Below are 16,738 nucleotides of genomic sequence, written 5' to 3'. Positions count from 1 at the left end.
CGCGGACGATAAGCATGAAGGTAACGCTCTACGATGCAGGTGCCTACTCTTTTTACGAAATTTCTCTGCTGGTTAACGAAATGTTCACCGATCAGGACAGTGTTGTTGCAAAACGCAGCACCATAACGCCCAAAGGGCATCACTTCGCAGCGATGTCGACGTGAAGCCACTTACGTTTTCCCCCTCCCAGCCCACCGCACAAGGATTTATGGAAACCCGCCTTCCCTTTTAATAAAACCTGCTAAAGTTAATAAGTAACTCATTATTTTTATAAAAATTTTAATAAAAAGCGCTTTCCCATTATTGGCTAATGCGTATGGTTTACATGGAGAACAACTATGTATTCATTTGTTGCCCGTCAACCTATTTTAAATCAGCACCTACAAACCGTTGCCTACGAGCTACTTTTTCGCATGGACATCACCAATAAATTTCCTGATGTCAGCCCTGAATTTGCGACCGCACAGCTTATTTCCGATCAGTTCTTGACCAACCCACTGACAAAATCTGTCGTAGAGCAACCGTACTATATTAATTTTCCCCATCAGATGCTGATCAATGGCCAGGCAGAAGTATTGCCACAGGAAAAGGTCGTGATCGAAATCCTTGAGAATGCGATACCTAATGATGATCTCTTTACTGCTGTAAAAAGGCTGAAAAGAAAAGGCTTCAGAATTGCACTTGATGATTTTTCAATGGGCTCAGAATGGGATCGATTTTTGCCTTACATTGATATCATCAAATTCGATTTAACCCTGTCGACTTTTGGCGACATTGAAAATTTCATCAAAAGAACCACACAGCGCAAGTTAATCTACCTGGCTGAAAAAGTAGAGACACATGAGCAATATCTGCAAAGCAAAAAGCTGGGAGTCTCCCTGTTTCAGGGATATTTCTTCAGCCGTCCTGAAATGATTAAGTCGAAAAAATTAGTTAATAACTCCAGCAACACCGTCAGGTTGCTGAGAGAAGTCAATAAACCTGAGATCAACTATGCCACGATCGAAGAATTGGTCTGTGCCGATCTGTCGCTTTATTATAAATTGATGCGCCACATCACCAATATCAAATACAACACGCGCTTTGGCATCACCGCGACCTCGATGTCTTTCCGCGCGATGGCGATGCTGCTTGGACAGCGAGAACTTAAACGTTTTGTGTCATTAATTAGCATTACCAACAGTAATGAGAATAAACCCAGCGAGCTTTATCGTACCAGCTTAATTCGCGCCAGATTTTTTGAATTATTGTATGCCTCCTTTAATGTGAAGGAAGATACCACTGAAGCGTTTCTCTGCGGATTATTATCGCTGCTTGATGCCGTGCTCGATTCCCCCATGCCGCTGCTGCTTTCACAAATCGCACTATCCGAAAAAATTAACCAGAGCTTATTAGAAAACACCGGCGAACTAGCAATTTATCTGACGTTAATTGCTAAATACGAACAGCAAGAATGGGAAGAACTTGAACACCTCTTAAACCAGTTAGGTGTCGATGAAGAAAACTTCTTTACCATGATAATGGAAGCCACACAGTGGGCGGATGAGATTTTATAAACGATTTCCCTCGGCTCACTCGCGCTCCCCTGTCAATTACGCAATAATGGCAAACATCCTATTGAGGCTCAATGACGTGATGGTGCAGTAGATGTACATCGGATTACCACAATGGCAGCACCCAGCCTGGAGTCGGTTGGGGTTAAACGATCTTGCCGACTACAGCCGCTATTTTACCTGTGTTGAAGGTAACACGACCTTTTATGCGTTGCCTTCACGCGAGGTTGTCGGGCGCTGGCGTGATATGACGCATGACAATTTCCGCTTTTGCTTCAAATTTCCCTCAACGATCAGTCATAAAGCCGCCTTGCAACACTGTGACAGCGATGTTAGCCTTTTTTATCAATGCCTTGAGCCGATTGCGCACCGTATCGGACAGCTATGGCTACAACTTCCTGCCGTCTTCAGCCCCGCACAATTGCCCGTTTTGTGGCGCTTTCTTGACGCCTTACCGCAGGAATTTAGCTACGGATTAGAAGTGCGCCACCCGCTATTTTTTGCTAAAGGTGATGAGGAACGTGCGCTCAATCAGGGGCTACAGCAGCGCGGCGTCAATCGTGTGATTTTAGACAGCCGCCCAGTTCATCACGCCACACCAGATAGTGCGGCTATGCGCGAAGCACAGCGTAAAAAGCCGCGCGTACCGGTACACGCCGTACTGACTGGCACGCAGCCGCTGATCCGCTTTATTGGCAGTGAAACACAGGAAGAAAACCTGCGCTGGTTCGAGTCATGGCGTAATAAGCTGCCGCAGTGGCCTGAGGCAAATCCCTTCTTCTTTATTCACACGCCGGATATTGGCGATGCCCCACCGCTGGCACAACTGCTTTGGCCCTTACTCGCCGATATCGACCCAACATTGCCACCGCAACCGGATTGGCCACAGCAGGCAACACTTTTTTGATCCAGCAAACAGGGGATGTGTTAGTTCGTTTAGTTATAAATACTCCTTCAACGTAACCCATTTCCGCTAAAAAAATTGGGCTTTACAGGCGACAGGTGCGCCAGGTAAAGCTATTATTCTGCAAGCCGTTTTCGGTTAGGTCACGGAGTAAAAAATGGTAAGTGCGCTCTATATCGTGCTCGGCGCAATCTTGTTGATAAAGCTGTCTATTGATGTTGTAAAACTGAGAATGCAGTATCGCGTGGCGTATGGCGACGGTGGATTTTATGAGTTACAAACCGCAATCCGAGTACATGGCAATGCGGTGGAATATATTCCGATTGCGGCGATTTTGCTGGTGCTGATGGAAATGAATGGCGCGCTTATCATCATGATCCATTTTTGCGGTATTTTATTGATCGCCGGGCGCTTAGTTCACTACTACGGCCTTCGGCATCGCGAATTCCGTTGGCGACGTTCAGGCATGGCAGCAACCTATGCCTCGCTCATTCTGATGATTGCAGCAAACCTCTATTACCTTCCCTGGGATCTGGTTTTCACGCTGTATTGATATCGTGAAACAAGAACGAGACCAGTTCCTCCCGGACGCGCGGAATTTATGCGTCCGGGAATCAAAAACCGCGTCCATACCCTGTGGACGATGAAGGTCATATACCCTAAATAATTCGAGTTTCAGGACAAAACGTTAACGTTTTGAACAACGCAAAGCGTTGGCCCCTTAGGGCAAGGCGCATTTATGGGCCTTGTAACGTGGCAAGTGAGGAAATCCCGATGAGCTTACTCAAGTAAGTGATTCGGGTGACTGACAAATCTGCCAGAGGCAGGTTTGAACGCTGCTTGCAGCGGCCCTTTAGGGCGAGGCCTACGACGGGCCGAGTAGTGAAGCCAACGCACATGCAACTTGAAGTATGACGGGTATAGCGTATTCTGCTAGAATGCGCGCCTCTTTATTACTCAGTGCACTTTCTGCCATGCCAAACCGCGATATGCTTTTTTCTGTGCCAATTGCCAATTTAGGCGACTGGACATTCGACGAACGCGTTGCCGACGTATTTCCCGATATGATCCAACGTTCTGTACCCGGCTATTCCAACATCATTTCGATGATTGGCATGCTGGCAGAGCGGTTCGCCCGCCCGGATAGCCTTGTGTACGATCTAGGATGTTCGCTAGGTGCAGCCACGCTATCCATGCGACGTAATATCAACGTGCCGGGTTGCAAAATTATCGCGGTAGATAATTCTCCGGCAATGGTGAAACGCTGCCGTAGCCACATTGATGCTTTCCGCTCCAATACCCCTGTCGAGATTGTCGAAGCAGATATCCTGAACATCGATATTGAAAATGCTTCCATGGTTGTGCTGAATTTCACCCTTCAATTTCTGGAACCTTCTCAGCGTCAGGTGCTTATCGAACGTATTTACCAGGGATTAAATCCCGGCGGCGTACTGGTGCTTTCAGAGAAGTTCAACTTTGCAGACAAAGACGTCGGTGAATTGCTGTTCAATATGCATCTCGATTTCAAACGGGCCAATGGTTACAGCGAGTTAGAAATCAGTCAGAAACGCAGTATGCTGGAAAACGTCATGCTGACCGACTCGGTAGAAACCCATAAGGCTCGACTGGCAGATGCTGGCTTTGAGCACAGTGAAGTGTGGTTTCAGTGTTTTAATTTTGGTTCGTTATTAGCCGTGAAAGCAGAGGAAAAGGCGTGATCGATTTCGGCAATTTTTATCAGCAAATCGCAAAGGGTCCGCTCAGCCACTGGCTTAATACGCTGCCTTCACAGCTCAGCAGTTGGCAGCAAGAATCCTTACACGGCAAGTTCAAGTTATGGTTTAACTCGCTGGAACATCTTCCCTCGCTGACGCCGACCTCGCTGGACTTGAACGACAGCGTCACAGCGCGTATTGAGCCCGATATTTCCGTCGGTCAGCGTGAAGGCATTGAAAAACTGCTGCGTAATCTGATGCCATGGCGCAAAGGCCCGTTTTCGCTTTACGGCGTGGACATCAACACGGAATGGCGTTCAGATTGGAAATGGCAGCGCGTTCTGCCGCACATCAGCCCGCTGAAGAATCGCCTAATTCTGGATGTAGGCTGTGGTAGCGGCTATCACCTGTGGCGAATGGTCGGAGAAGGCGCCACGATGGCGGTCGGCATCGATCCCATGCAGCTATTTTTATGCCAGTTTGAAGCCGTGCGTAAACTGCTCGGCGACGATCAGCGTGCGCACGTTCTGCCGCTCGGCATTGAGCAACTCCCCGAACTTGCTGCGTTTGACACCGTGTTTTCTATGGGCGTGCTATACCACCGTCGCTCCCCGCTCGATCACCTGTGGCAATTGAAGAATCAGTTGGTGGAAGGTGGCGAACTGGTGCTGGAAACGCTGGTCATTGAAGGCGATGAGAATCAGGTGTTAGTGCCAGGAGAACGTTACGCGCAAATGCGCAATGTGTACTTCATTCCGTCCGCGGCGGCCTTAACCACGTGGCTTGAGAAATGTGGGTTCGTAAATGTCCGTATCGTCGATAGTTGTGTCACCACGACGCAGGAACAACGCCGAACAGATTGGATGACAACGGAGTCACTGGCAGAGTTTCTCGATCCAGACGATCCAACAAAAACGGTAGAAGGTTACCCTGCCCCAGTACGGGCGGTATTGGTTGCCAATAAACCGGGTATCTATCAGTAGCGCGTATCGCGTGAGACTAGAGAAGAAGGAGGCGAGGTCGCCCTCGCCTCCTCCTGCGGCAATAGTACGTTGATAACATCTATATATTATTTGACTTTGCCAGCACGGCAACCTCACGGCGACGTACTGCGACTTTCACCAGCCAGTAGAATAGAGGGCAACCGAACCCGACCCGATCATCCAAGGAAAAATTCAGTGATTGGGAAAATACTCGTTATTACTTTCCATGTATTTTTCTGTCGCTCACTTATAAAGATATAGCCCCCTGAACGCGGAAAGTAGACTTTAAAAAACGTAAATATTTGAAAACATCCTTGTCTATTTATAAAAAAAGAGAAAATATAATGATACTTTACTATATCTAATATTTTTATCGCAGTGATGTCAGTCGAAAAATATAGCGCATATAATATATTTTCACCGCTATATCCATTTACTCCATCTAAACAGGCTTAACAAAATGCATAAGGATAAATAAATGAAAACAATACAAATCGATGCCAAATTAAATCAAATAGAGGAAGTGATTAAAGAAAATTCCGAAGGAACTCTCGGGCACCTTCAAGGTAGAAATATTAAGAAGGGGCTTGATAAAATTTACAGTGAAATCGAAAAGCTGAATGATTCAGAAAAGAAAGAAAAACGGGCTAAATCCTCTCAATTACAAGCTAAGCTCAAGATTTTAGATGAAAAAAAAATCTTGAGAGAAAATTGCGAAGGATACTCAGTTTTAATAATCCCCAAGAAGAGATTATAATATCAATCACTCTAGTGAGAATGCAGAATTACTCAAAACATCCCACCTTTAATTAAGGTGCTTTAATCATCAGATTGTTAGCCAGACAGTTATCCGCAACTGTATCTTACTCCTGCTGGCTGACTGTTTTAAAACTAAGCGTTAAACGCGTTATGTGGCTCAAAGCATTAATGTTTTATTCTGAATAATAAAATTATTGGAGTATATAATCTATTATTCAACCTAGTTTTACCGCTATTTTATGTTGAAAAAAAGCCCCAGCAACACGCTGGGGCCTGGTACTTGCCATGCAAACCTGATGGTATGCGGCGCGGCAAAATTGAAGAATGACGATGTGGCGTTTATCGCAATACGGTCCATTCCTATACTGTGAAATTTCTTACGTTATGACGCATACTGCGTTTCACAATCTGGGCTGACCGCCCGCTTCATTGCTGCGACCACGTCACCATCTACACAGTACTGACTAAATTCATCTAACTCCGCGTCAGAACACATCGACACACCGATCTTGCGATAACGCATAGGCGATGGAGCCCACTGCCCAGCAGAGCTATGTAACTCCCGGATACCCGCTTGCTGAAATTTATGCACGTTGGTTAACCGCACGCCGGAACCCGCCATAATAATAGGACCGCGACTGGCCTGCGTTAGTTCACGCAACAGCCGTAATCCATTTTCCGCAGTCTGCTGCTGCCCAGAACTCAATATGCGCGATACGCCAAAATCGGTAAGTTGTTCTAATGCAATATAAGGGTTCAGGCACATATCAAATGCTCGATGGAAGGTTACTGCCATCCCCTGAGCCACCGCCATGATTTCGCGCATTTTGGGCAAATCAATGTGTCCTTCCTCATTGAGTACGCCGACAACGACGCCGGGAAACCCCATCTCGCGAATCTGCTCAATGTCATATTTGATAGCAGCAAACTCCGTCGGGCTGTAGCAAAAATCCCCTCCTCTCGGGCGTACAATCGGGTGAACAGGAATCGCGACCTTTTCACTAGCACCACGCAGCGCACCATAGGATGGCGTTAATCCCCCCTCTCGCTGTCCTGCGCAGAGTTCAATTCTGTCGGCCCCAGACTGCGCTGCCGTTATCGCACAATCAACGCTATAACAGCATACTTCCAGTTTCGTCATCGCGACTCCTCCATGTAAACCCCCAGACTCTTTTTCTCAATCATCGAAAATCGACGAACCATCGCGCCGATTAAAGTCATAACTATGGCATTCACATTCATGTCGTGAGGAGACAGGAGTCACAATGAACACGATACATTAGCGAAATAAACATGACATAAACCACAACTTTATTAATATGTTCTACAGCAAAAGCAATTGGCATGAATAACGCGATATCGCATTTTATCTTTCAGCCATGGTTATCTTTCTGATTACGTTATGTTCAGGCTATTTACTATTTTCTTTCTATAGAGAAGATCTTTCGCTCGCGACGACATCTCGTATGTCACATGGGTGAAATTTTATTGTCACTTTCCCATTGGTTATCGCCAATGTTGGGTTAGGAATTCGTTCTTTTTCGCCTTGCGGAGCGCTAAATTTAAGCTTGATGCCCGGTGTACGCAATGCGTCATCAGACAAGCAGGCTAGCGCACGCTGATGCAACGTTTCCGCATCGCCAGGCAGTACCAGTTCTACATGCTCCCAGCCTTCATGGGGATAGTACTTCTGTCCTGGCCACGGCAGCTCAATACACGTAATCTGCCAAGGGCCAATCAGGATGGCTTTATCCAGTATAAACAAACAGATTGGGCGACCATTGATACGGTTTTCAGACAACAGACTGCCCGCTTTTAGTAACGCTGTTTTCCATGATTCAGCCGTCGTATTCTGATGGCAACGCAAAGAAATATGGTCAGCCTGAAATGCATGCAAATCCAGCTGTAGCGCACCAGCGAATTCCTGTAGTTCTTGCTCAAAACGCGCTAAATCTGTTATCAAATCATCGGGCAACATATCAGGTAAGGCTCCTCGCAACATCTCACGTATCAACGGCTATTCACGCAGCGAGAATATCACATTCATAACATTTTCTAATTAAATTATACGTTCCTCTCAAATGTATTGACTTACACTGTTGCCACATAAAACGCATTAAATGCAAAGAAAAGAAAATCATGCCACTCAGTTAATAAACGGCAATGTTTTTTACCTGACGTTAATTTGAGATACTTTTCGCAATCTATTCTGGGAAGAATCTTAAATAAGACCTAGACCATTGAACATCAGAATGGAAAAGTATAAATTAAGCAATCAAATAATAACATAGAGATATCACTATGGTTTTACTCATTATATCTATCGTGCTTATTGCTATTGCGGCATATGCTATTTTTCGTCATTTTAAAACCAGAGACTCACATAAAATTGGTGTAAATAATCGTTCAAGAAAACGTTAAGAGCGCGACTTCTATTTATTTTCATTCTGCCTAACGTTACTTTCTCTTTTTTCGTGTTCTCCTTGTTCCTTGTTTTTTTTCATATCCCCCTCTTTTTCATCCCTCGCTCGCGGGCATTTTTCATCTGAATATCTCTCAGTTCACCCCCGCCCGTCTGCTGACGGGGAAAGGCAAATATGGTATAAGCAAGGCTTGATTTTTTATTTAAGGTAAACCGGTGAATATTCAGGCTCTTCTCTCCGAAAAAGTCAGCCAGGCGTTAACTGCGGCAGGCGCGCCAGCAGACAGCGAAGCTCAGATCCGCCAGTCGGCAAAGGCACAGTTTGGTGATTATCAGGCTAATGGCGTCATGGCCGTGGCAAAAAAACTCGGCATGCCGCCGCGACAATTGGCCGAAAAAGTCGTCCAGCTTTTGGAACTGGAGGGCATTGCGGAAAAAACAGAAATCGCAGGCCCGGGATTTATTAATATCTTTCTCGATAAGCAGTGGGTTGCGAGCCAGGTTGAGAACGCCCTGAATGCACCAAAACTGGGTTTAACACCCGTTGAACAACAAACGATCGTGATTGACTACTCCGCCCCCAACGTCGCGAAGGAAATGCACGTCGGCCATCTACGTTCAACCATTATTGGTGATGCAGCCGCCCGTACGCTGGAGTTTTTAGGCCACAACATCATTCGTGCTAATCACGTTGGCGATTGGGGTACGCAGTTTGGCATGCTGATCGCGTATCTTGAAAAAATGCAAAACGAAAGCGCCAGCGAAATGGATCTGTCCGATCTCGAAGCGTTTTATCGTGAAGCAAAGAAACACTACGATGAAGATGCCGATTTCGCCGAGCGCGCACGCGGTTACGTAGTGAAATTACAGGGTGGTGATGAATATTGCCGTCAAATGTGGCGTAAGCTCGTCGATATCACCATGACGCAGAACCAGATCAACTATGAACGTCTTAACGTCACGCTGACTAAACAGGATGTAATGGGTGAAAGCCTGTATAACAGCATGCTGCCGGGCATCGTTGCCGATCTGAAAGCAAAAGGTTTAGCGGTTGAAAGCGAAGGCGCAACGGTGGTTTTCCTCGATGAATATAAAAACAAGGAAGGCGAACCAATGGGCGTCATCATCCAGAAAAAGGATGGTGGCTACCTCTATACCACGACGGATATCGCCTGTGCCAAATACCGTTATGAAACCCTGAACGCCGATCGTGTGCTTTACTATATCGATTCTCGCCAGCATCAGCATTTGATGCAAGCTTGGACCATCGTGCGTAAAGCCGGCTACGTGCCTGACTCTGTCAGCCTGGAACACCATATGTTCGGTATGATGCTGGGCAAAGACGGTAAACCATTCAAAACGCGTGCAGGTGGAACGATCAAGCTGTCCGAACTGTTAGACGAAGCCTACGATCGTGCACTGAAACTCATCGCAGAAAAAAATCCACAGATGGAAAGCAATGAGTTAGAAACGTTGGCGAAAGTGGTTTCTATCGGCGCAATTAAATACGCTGACCTGTCGAAGAGTCGCACCACAGACTACGTTTTTGATTGGGACAATATGCTGGCGTTTGAGGGCAATACCGCGCCGTATATGCAATACGCCTATACGCGTGTCGCGTCCATTTTCAAGCGTGCAGGAATACAGGAAGACACCTTAACGCAGCCGATTACGCTGAGCGATGAGCGTGAATTTGCGCTTGCCACACGCCTGCTGCAATTTGAAGAAACCATCACCACCGTCGCCCGTGAAGGCACGCCGCATGTGATGTGTAGCTACCTGTACGATCTGGCTGGCCTGTTCTCTGGTTTCTACGAGCACTGTCCGATTCTTAATGCCGAAAATGACGACGTGCGTCAGAGCCGTCTGAGACTGGCGCTGCTTACCGCAAAAACGCTGAAGCAAGGCCTGGATACGCTGGGGATCGAAACCGTCGAGAAGATGTAATTCTCCATCGACTGAAAACTTATCTATCGACTGAAAACAAAAACGCCATGGATGCAACACCCATGGCGTTTTTTTATGATGGACATCCTTGTCCGTCACCCTGCGGGCCGTTGCTGCGCAACGTTGAAAAACATTCCCTACGTTTTTTAATTCCGCAATATCGGAATGTGATTACACGCTACGGCGGGCGAAATCCCGGGGGCGGAATCCCAACAGCGCCAGCGTGGCAAAATAGGAACCCGCTCCTGCGACGACAACCAGCAGCAAGCGCAGGATGCGCATCGTCATATTGCCGTCATCCCATGCGGGCATCCACCACAGCATGCCGAGTAAAACCACCGACATCACGATAACCGCGGCCAACAGGCGAATCAAAAAACCGCCCCAACCCGGCAGCGGTCGGAAAATATCCTGCTTACGCAGTTGCCAGTACAGCAATCCTGCGTTCAGGCAGGAGGCCAGACCGATGGACAACGCCAGACCCGCATGTTGCAGCGGCCCGATAAAGATCAGGTTCATCACTTGCGTCAAGATCAGCGTGACTATCGCAATTTTTACCGGCGTCTTGATATCCTGCCGGGAATAGAAACCGGGCACTAGCACTTTGACGACAATCAACCCCATTAACCCAATCGAGTAAGCAACCAGCGCACGTTGAGTCATCAATGCGTCAAAGGCACTAAACTTGCCGTACTGGAACAGCGATACGGTTAACGGTTTAGCCAAAATACCTAATGCTACCGCGCTTGGCAGCGCCAGCAGGAAACACAAACGGAGCCCCCAATCCATTAGACGGGAGTAGTCATCGTGATTGCCACTGGCAAAACTTTTCGCCAGCGACGGCAGTAAAATCGTCCCTAACGCCACACCCAGCACGCCAGAAGGAAATTCCATCAGACGATCGGCGTAATACATCCATGACACCGCTCCCTCGCTAAGGAAGGAGGCGAAAATAGTGTTGATGATCAGCGAAATCTGGCTCACCGATACGCCTAAAACCGCGGGGCCCATCAGCTTCATGACTCGCCAGACACTGGGGTCACGCCATTTCAGGCGTGGCAAGACCAACATGCCAATCTTTTTCAGATGCGGTAATTGATAGCCGAGTTGCAATAAGCCACCCACTAATACCGCCCAGGCCAGCGCCATAACGGGAGGATTAAAATACGGCGCAGCAAACAGCGAGAAACCAATCATGCTGACATTAAGCAGCGTCGGCGCAAATGCGGGTACCGAGAAACGGTTCCAGGTGTTCAGCACCGAACCTACCATGGAGGTCAGTGAGATCAGCAGGATATAGGGAAACGTGACTCTCAGTAGATTAGAGGTCAGCTCAAAGCGTTCAGGCGTCGCGGCAAAGCCAGGAGCCGTGACCATAATGACCCAAGGGGCGGCAACCATCCCCGCTACGGTAACCAACGCCAAAATCAGCGTCAGCATACCGGAAACATAAGCAAGAAACGTTCGCGTAGCCTCATCGCCCTGCTGGCTTTTATATTCGGCGAGAATAGGCACGAACGCCTGTGAAAATGCGCCTTCCGCGAAAATACGGCGCAGCAGGTTGGGGAGTTTGAACGCCACAAAGAAGGCGTCTGTCGCCATGCCCGCACCAAAAATGCGGGCGACGATAGCATCGCGCACAAACCCTAACACGCGCGATAACATGGTCATGGAACTGACGGCAGCCAGTGATTTAAGTAAATTCATCCGATTATGTTCTGAACGGTTCAGGGGTGATTATTGACCCGTTGAGGTCATCCTGATTGCGAGGTGCGACTAGTCTACGCATTGCGCGTGTAATAGCTACCTAACATTGCCATAACCGTTGAACTTTTCAGCTTTTTCCCAGCAATTTCTCAATCATACGCTGGGACAGTAACGCCTGATTACCTGATGTTTCCGCTGGTTTCCGTTGTTCAATCGCCGTCATAAAATGCTGTACCGCACCGACAAACCCGCGTTGTTCCAACGTAGTTTGCCAGGATGGCACCGCTGGGCTGAACGTCATCCCCTCACGATCTTCACGCCATGCACGCATCTCATCCACCTGATATAAGCCTCCCTTAGCAACAGCCTGAACCCATTCCCGCTGGCTACCGGCCTGACGATGCATGCTGGTCGTTACCTGGCAGTTGCCGCTCTGGAAATGGTGCTCGGCATACAGCAGTTGACCGTCCGCATTCGCATGCAGGACACCATCAACCAACTGAGCGTCGCTGCCTGCGAGCCATAGCGCAGTATCCACCACATGCAGATAGTCATCCAGTAAGGTAAAACGTACATCCTGTGGCCCGACGCTATCAATACGGTGTTTATCCATACGCAAAGATGCGGGTTGATCCAACCGCTGTTTTAGCTGCTGATAACACGGCGCAAAACGGCGATTAAAGCCGACCATCAGAATTTTTTGTTGTTGATCCGCCAATTCGACGAGCGCTTCTGCCTGCTCCAGCGTCTCTGCCAGCGGTTTATCCACATAAACATCGACACCCGCTTTAAGTAGTTGGCTCACGACAGAGAAATGGCTCGCGGTGCTGCTGTGAACGAAAACGGCATCACAGTGTGCCGCTAACTCATCCAACGCAGAGAAACCCGCCATCCGATAGTGCTGGCAAATTCGTTGCGTTTTTTGCTGGTCAGGAGAATAGGCACCGACCAGTTCCCAGCGCTCGGCCTGACTGAGAATGGGCAAATAAGCTTTCTGGGCGATGGCTCCCAGCCCGATGACACCGATACGAGGGCGTCGGGTGGATACAATAGGCTCTGCGATGCTTTCTACGGATGACAACTGAGGCTTCATGGCTGGTATTCTCCCAGGTACAAATTCATTACGCTAACAGCGCGGCAAGCTGGCGTTTGAGTTCAGCGACCTCTTTTTCCAATGCCTCAACCCGCTCGGTAAGCGGATGAGAATTGTCGCTCGCACTTTCTTCCTCTGAAACCGCTATATCACTAACCTCACCGCTGAAAAGATGTTGATAGCGACTTTCCCGTTTACCCGCTTCCCGCGCGAGTCTGACCACAAATGGGCCATCATCCCGCCGTTGCAGTTGCTCAAGGGTGGACTCAGCTTCGCTCACATCGGAGAATTCATACAATCGAGCAGCACGCGTACGCAGTTCACCCGGAGTCTGTGAGCCACGGAGAAGAAGCGTGGTTACCAGCGCCACTTCCGCAGGAGAGAGTTTCAGGTCGCCAAATTCAGAATTACAAAAACGATGTTCGTACTTCACAACACGGTTACCAAAGCCACTGAGCGTACGCAGGAAGTGTTTTTTCACGAGCAAATCCAGCGTTTGCTGCACCTCGCTTTCGTTCAGTTCCATCACTGGCTCGCGGTTGGTTTTCTGATTGCAGGCCGTGGTGATGCCGTTTAACGACATAGGGTATTGATCCGGCGTGGTGATTTGCTTTTCCAACATACAGCCGATCACGCGGGCTTCACGAGCATCTAATTGGTATTTCATCATTACTCCTTAACGCGGAGACTTCCACTCGGCGTTGGTCAGCGCGGTTAATACATGATCCTGCCATTTCCCATCAATAAGCAGATAGTCTTTCGCATAGCCTTCACGTTCAAACCCCAAACGCGTCAATAAATTCCCACTGCGCTGGTTATGCGGCATATAGTTAGCCATGATGCGGTGCATATGCTGTTGACGCTGCATATAACGCAGCGCGGGCTGCAACGCTTCATACATCAGCCCCTGCCCCTGCCATTTCTGGCCGAGGGAATAGCCCAGATAGCAGGCGTGGAACGAACCCCGTAACACATTGCTAAAATTAGCCACGCCACACACTTCGTTTTCATTCGGATCTAACAGGAGGAAGTAATAGGCACTGCCCTGTTTATGCATATCGTTAATCACGCTCAGCCGCGCCTGCCAGCCTGATGGATAACAATGACTCGCGTCCCTCACGGGCTCCCACGGTTTGAGAAAATCACGATTTTCAGAATAGTATTCAGCCAGACGCCATGCATCGCGTTCATGGGCCAGACGCACCACCAGCCTGTCGGTTGTCAACTGCACTCTTGCTGGTGTTGAACGATAGCCAAACATTTTTCCCCCTACCTCTCCATGTTGTCGATAAGTAAAATTCATCGGCACTGAAAAAATCGTTATTCTACAATAAGCACAAAATATCGGTATTTCCGATAATCCTTACTATAACCGCATAAATTCATAGACGTAAAATCCTCATCGCCGAGTTATTGCGCAATTGAATCAGGAAAGCCATTTTTTCTCGCCAAAATGCTACTCGCATAACGTTAAATCGATAAAAAAATATTATCCAACAATAGGCTATACCAAAGTCGAATTAGAGTACAAAATAGTCACGTCTGTTATTTTCCTTCTTTTTTTGTTGTGGTGAAACATGCCTCTGATGTCGCAAGCTCGGAGCTTGGGTAAATATTTTTTATTACTAGATAATATGCTGGTGGTTTTAGGGTTCTTCGTTGTTTTTCCCCTTATTTCCATTCGTTTTGTTGACGATCTCGGCTGGGCTGCATTATTAGTCGGTATCGCCTTGGGATTACGCCAGTTTATTCAGCAAGGGCTCGGTATTTTCGGCGGGGCTATCGCCGATCGTTTTGGCGCCAAGCCGATGATCATTACCGGGATGCTGCTACGCGCCTCCGGTTTTGTGTTCATGGCCATTGCCGACGAACCCTGGCTGCTCTGGTTGTCTTGTGCGCTATCCGGCCTTGGTGGCACGTTATTCGATCCACCGCGTACCGCCCTGGTTATCAAATTGGTTCGTCCGCAGGAACGTGGGCGTTTTTACTCTCTGTTAATGATGCAGGACAGCGCAGGTGCGGTTATCGGTGCCCTCATCGGCAGTTGGTTGCTTCAGTACGATTTCGAAATTGTCTGCTGGGCGGGAGCAGTCATCTTCGTGCTTGCGGCTGCGCTCAATGCCTGGTTGCTGCCAGCCTATCGCATTTCGACGGTAAGAACACCGATCGGGGAAGGTCTGATGCGTGTGATTCGCGACCGCCGTTTCCTGATGTATGTATTAACGCTGACGGGCTATTACATGCTGGCCGTGCAGGTTCTGTTGATGCTCCCTATTATGGTCAACCAACTCGCCGGAACGCCATCTGCCGTGAAATGGATGTACGCCATTGAAGCGACGCTGTCGCTGACGCTGCTTTATCCCATCGCCCGCTGGAGCGAGAAACACTTCCGGCTGGAACAGCGCCTAATGGCAGGACTTTTCATCATGTCCGTCAGCATGTTTCCAATCGGGATGACGACAGAGCTTCAAACACTGCTGATGCTTATCAGCCTGTTTTATATTGGCTCGATTATCGCCGAGCCCGCACGCGAAACCTTGAGTGCCTCACTGGCAGACGCCAGAGCAAGAGGCAGCTATATGGGTTTCAGTCGGCTTGGATTAGCGCTTGGTGGCGCGATTGGCTACAGCGGCGGCGGCTGGCTATTTGATACCGGGCATGCGCTGAATCAACCGGAGCTGCCGTGGTTCATGCTCGGCACCATCGGACTCCTGACGCTAGCCGCACTGTACTGGCAGTTCAACCAACGTCGCATCGAACCTGCGATGTTGGGTGGTCATTAGTTTGAATATTACCGACGAGTTTGATCTCGTCGGTAAAGCCCTTCTATACTTTCCTAATACATTCAAATAATTGTTTCGTCGCGAGCCTTCTCGCACACCCGATTGACCTTGTTTGATGATGAGTTACACGCGTGGCCGCACTGCGGCCTTTGTCTATGCCCTGTAATTTAGGAGACGACGAATGAAGCTCTACATTTACGATCACTGCCCCTACTGCGTTAAAGCACGCATGATCTTCGGCCTGAAAAATATCCCTGTCGAACTGCAAATATTAGCGAATGATGACGTTGAGACGCCAGAGCGACTGATCGGCCAGAAAATGGTGCCCATCCTGCAAAAAGACGACGGCGGTTACATGCCTGAAAGTATGGACATCGTGCATTTTATCGATAATTACGACCACAAACCGCTGTTGACAGGTTCAACCAATCCGGCAATCTCCGCTTGGCTACGCAAAGTTACGGAATATACGCCGCGTTTGATTATTCCCCGCTTTGCTCAGGCAGCCTTTGAAGAATTTGCCTCCGCTTCCGCTCGGCAGTATTTTGTTAATAAGAAGGAAGCCCAGCTAGGCAATTTTGCCGACCATCTGGGTCATTCTCAGGGACTGATTAAGAAACTGAACAATGATTTACAGGATCTTGATCCGCTGATTGCCCAGCCGAATGCCTGTAACGGCGTGTTATCAACGGATGATATCGACCTCTTCCCACTGCTCCGTTCGCTGTCTATCGTTGCGGGTGTTACGCCACCTTCTCGCGTTGCGGACTACCGCAATAACATGGCGAAACAAACCCAAGTAACGTTACTCAGCAGCCTGGCAATCTAATCACTCAGTTTTACTCCGCCGCTTCGTCCCGAAGCGGCATTAT

16 protein-coding genes are annotated in these 16,738 nt (G+C 48.4%); 10 read left to right on the top strand and 6 right to left on the bottom strand.

Annotation, left to right across the window (positions count from 1 at the left end):
* The first annotated feature begins 14 nt into the window (after window positions 1-14).
* The 7 genes from EDI29_RS22775 to EDI29_RS14080 all read left to right on the top strand — a co-directional run bounded on the left by EDI29_RS22775 (window position 15) and on the right by EDI29_RS14080 (window position 5,912).
* The gene (locus EDI29_RS22775; protein ID WP_167494512.1) at window positions 15-164 is read left to right on the top strand and encodes a hypothetical protein; all 150 of its coding nucleotides are present in this window, start codon (window positions 15-17) and stop codon (window positions 162-164) included.
* A gap of 174 nt (window positions 165-338) precedes the next feature.
* Window positions 339-1,556: an EAL and HDOD domain-containing protein gene (locus EDI29_RS14105; RefSeq protein WP_137741390.1), complete on the top strand. Its 1,218-nt coding sequence runs from the start codon at window positions 339-341 to the stop codon at window positions 1,554-1,556.
* Between the two features lie 91 nt (window positions 1,557-1,647).
* On the top strand, window positions 1,648-2,460 hold the full coding sequence (locus EDI29_RS14100; RefSeq protein WP_137741389.1) for a DUF72 domain-containing protein: 813 nt from the start codon (window positions 1,648-1,650) through the stop codon (window positions 2,458-2,460).
* A gap of 154 nt (window positions 2,461-2,614) precedes the next feature.
* Entirely contained in the window at window positions 2,615-3,010 is a 396-nt protein-coding gene (locus EDI29_RS14095; protein ID WP_010275916.1) for an MAPEG family protein, read from the top strand.
* A 421-nt stretch (window positions 3,011-3,431) separates the two neighbouring features.
* Window positions 3,432-4,175 carry a carboxy-S-adenosyl-L-methionine synthase CmoA gene (gene cmoA, locus EDI29_RS14090; RefSeq protein WP_137741420.1) on the top strand — a complete coding sequence of 248 codons (744 nt, stop codon included), beginning with the start codon at window positions 3,432-3,434 and terminating at the stop codon, window positions 4,173-4,175.
* Entirely contained in the window at window positions 4,172-5,155 is a 984-nt protein-coding gene (cmoB, locus tag EDI29_RS14085) for a tRNA 5-methoxyuridine(34)/uridine 5-oxyacetic acid(34) synthase CmoB (RefSeq protein ID WP_137741388.1), read from the top strand. Before cmoA ends, cmoB begins: the two co-directional genes overlap by 4 nt.
* 478 nt (window positions 5,156-5,633) lie before the next feature.
* Window positions 5,634-5,912, top strand: a complete 279-nt coding sequence (locus EDI29_RS14080) for a hypothetical protein (RefSeq protein ID WP_137741387.1) — start codon at window positions 5,634-5,636, stop codon at window positions 5,910-5,912.
* Between the two features lie 384 nt (window positions 5,913-6,296).
* Here EDI29_RS14080 and cutC read toward each other — a convergent pair whose 3' ends face one another.
* The gene (cutC, locus tag EDI29_RS14075) at window positions 6,297-7,055 is read right to left on the bottom strand and encodes a copper homeostasis protein CutC (RefSeq protein WP_137741386.1); all 759 of its coding nucleotides are present in this window, start codon (window positions 7,053-7,055) and stop codon (window positions 6,297-6,299) included.
* 288 nt (window positions 7,056-7,343) lie between these two features.
* Entirely contained in the window at window positions 7,344-7,892 is a 549-nt protein-coding gene (locus EDI29_RS14070) for a VOC family protein (protein WP_137741385.1), read from the bottom strand.
* Between the two features lie 660 nt (window positions 7,893-8,552).
* Here EDI29_RS14070 and argS point away from each other — a divergent pair.
* Entirely contained in the window at window positions 8,553-10,283 is a 1,731-nt protein-coding gene (argS, locus tag EDI29_RS14065) for an arginine--tRNA ligase (protein ID WP_137741384.1), read from the top strand.
* A gap of 171 nt (window positions 10,284-10,454) precedes the next feature.
* Here the strand turns inward: argS and murJ are convergent, their stop codons facing one another.
* From murJ to rimJ, 4 genes are all read right to left on the bottom strand, one after another.
* A complete protein-coding gene (murJ, locus tag EDI29_RS14060) occupies window positions 10,455-11,990 on the bottom strand; it encodes a murein biosynthesis integral membrane protein MurJ (RefSeq protein ID WP_137741383.1) in 1,536 nt (511 codons plus the stop codon).
* A 127-nt stretch (window positions 11,991-12,117) separates the two neighbouring features.
* Entirely contained in the window at window positions 12,118-13,083 is a 966-nt protein-coding gene (locus EDI29_RS14055) for a Gfo/Idh/MocA family protein (protein ID WP_137741382.1), read from the bottom strand.
* A gap of 28 nt (window positions 13,084-13,111) precedes the next feature.
* Window positions 13,112-13,750, bottom strand: coding sequence for a YceH family protein (locus EDI29_RS14050; RefSeq protein ID WP_137741381.1), 639 nt, complete (start codon window positions 13,748-13,750; stop codon window positions 13,112-13,114).
* 9 nt (window positions 13,751-13,759) lie between these two features.
* Window positions 13,760-14,344, bottom strand: a complete 585-nt coding sequence (gene rimJ / locus EDI29_RS14045) for a ribosomal protein S5-alanine N-acetyltransferase (RefSeq protein ID WP_137741380.1) — start codon at window positions 14,342-14,344, stop codon at window positions 13,760-13,762.
* 316 nt (window positions 14,345-14,660) lie between these two features.
* Here rimJ and mdtH point away from each other — a divergent pair, with 316 nt between their 5' ends.
* Together mdtH and grxB are read left to right on the top strand one after the other, a co-directional pair.
* Window positions 14,661-15,866: a multidrug efflux MFS transporter MdtH gene (mdtH, locus tag EDI29_RS14040; protein ID WP_137741379.1), complete on the top strand. Its 1,206-nt coding sequence runs from the start codon at window positions 14,661-14,663 to the stop codon at window positions 15,864-15,866.
* Between the two features lie 181 nt (window positions 15,867-16,047).
* Window positions 16,048-16,695 carry a glutaredoxin 2 gene (gene grxB, locus EDI29_RS14035; RefSeq protein ID WP_137741378.1) on the top strand — a complete coding sequence of 216 codons (648 nt, stop codon included), beginning with the start codon at window positions 16,048-16,050 and terminating at the stop codon, window positions 16,693-16,695.
* The last annotated feature ends 43 nt before the right edge of the window (window positions 16,696-16,738 follow it).

Source organism: Pectobacterium polonicum (assembly GCF_005497185.1).
Lineage (GTDB): Bacteria > Pseudomonadota > Gammaproteobacteria > Enterobacterales > Enterobacteriaceae > Pectobacterium > Pectobacterium polonicum.
This window is presented reverse-complemented; position numbering and strand designations above follow the sequence as displayed.

Bases quoted from the DNA above. Each gene is read 5' to 3' on its own strand.
- EDI29_RS22775 (WP_167494512.1), top strand. From the start codon at position 15: ATGAAGGTAACGCTCTACGATGCAGGTGCCTACTCTTTTTACGAAATT.
- EDI29_RS14105 (WP_137741390.1), top strand. From the start codon at position 339: ATGTATTCATTTGTTGCCCGTCAACCTATTTTAAATCAGCACCTACAA.
- EDI29_RS14100 (WP_137741389.1), top strand. From the start codon at position 1,648: ATGTACATCGGATTACCACAATGGCAGCACCCAGCCTGGAGTCGGTTG.
- EDI29_RS14095 (WP_010275916.1), top strand. From the start codon at position 2,615: ATGGTAAGTGCGCTCTATATCGTGCTCGGCGCAATCTTGTTGATAAAG.
- cmoA (WP_137741420.1), top strand. From the start codon at position 3,432: ATGCCAAACCGCGATATGCTTTTTTCTGTGCCAATTGCCAATTTAGGC.
- EDI29_RS14080 (WP_137741387.1), top strand. From the start codon at position 5,634: ATGAAAACAATACAAATCGATGCCAAATTAAATCAAATAGAGGAAGTG.
- cutC (WP_137741386.1), bottom strand. From the start codon at position 7,055: ATGACGAAACTGGAAGTATGCTGTTATAGCGTTGATTGTGCGATAACG.
- EDI29_RS14070 (WP_137741385.1), bottom strand. From the start codon at position 7,892: ATGTTGCCCGATGATTTGATAACAGATTTAGCGCGTTTTGAGCAAGAA.
- murJ (WP_137741383.1), bottom strand. From the start codon at position 11,990: ATGAATTTACTTAAATCACTGGCTGCCGTCAGTTCCATGACCATGTTA.
- EDI29_RS14055 (WP_137741382.1), bottom strand. From the start codon at position 13,083: ATGAAGCCTCAGTTGTCATCCGTAGAAAGCATCGCAGAGCCTATTGTA.
- EDI29_RS14050 (WP_137741381.1), bottom strand. From the start codon at position 13,750: ATGAAATACCAATTAGATGCTCGTGAAGCCCGCGTGATCGGCTGTATG.
- rimJ (WP_137741380.1), bottom strand. From the start codon at position 14,344: ATGTTTGGCTATCGTTCAACACCAGCAAGAGTGCAGTTGACAACCGAC.
- mdtH (WP_137741379.1), top strand. From the start codon at position 14,661: ATGCCTCTGATGTCGCAAGCTCGGAGCTTGGGTAAATATTTTTTATTA.
- grxB (WP_137741378.1), top strand. From the start codon at position 16,048: ATGAAGCTCTACATTTACGATCACTGCCCCTACTGCGTTAAAGCACGC.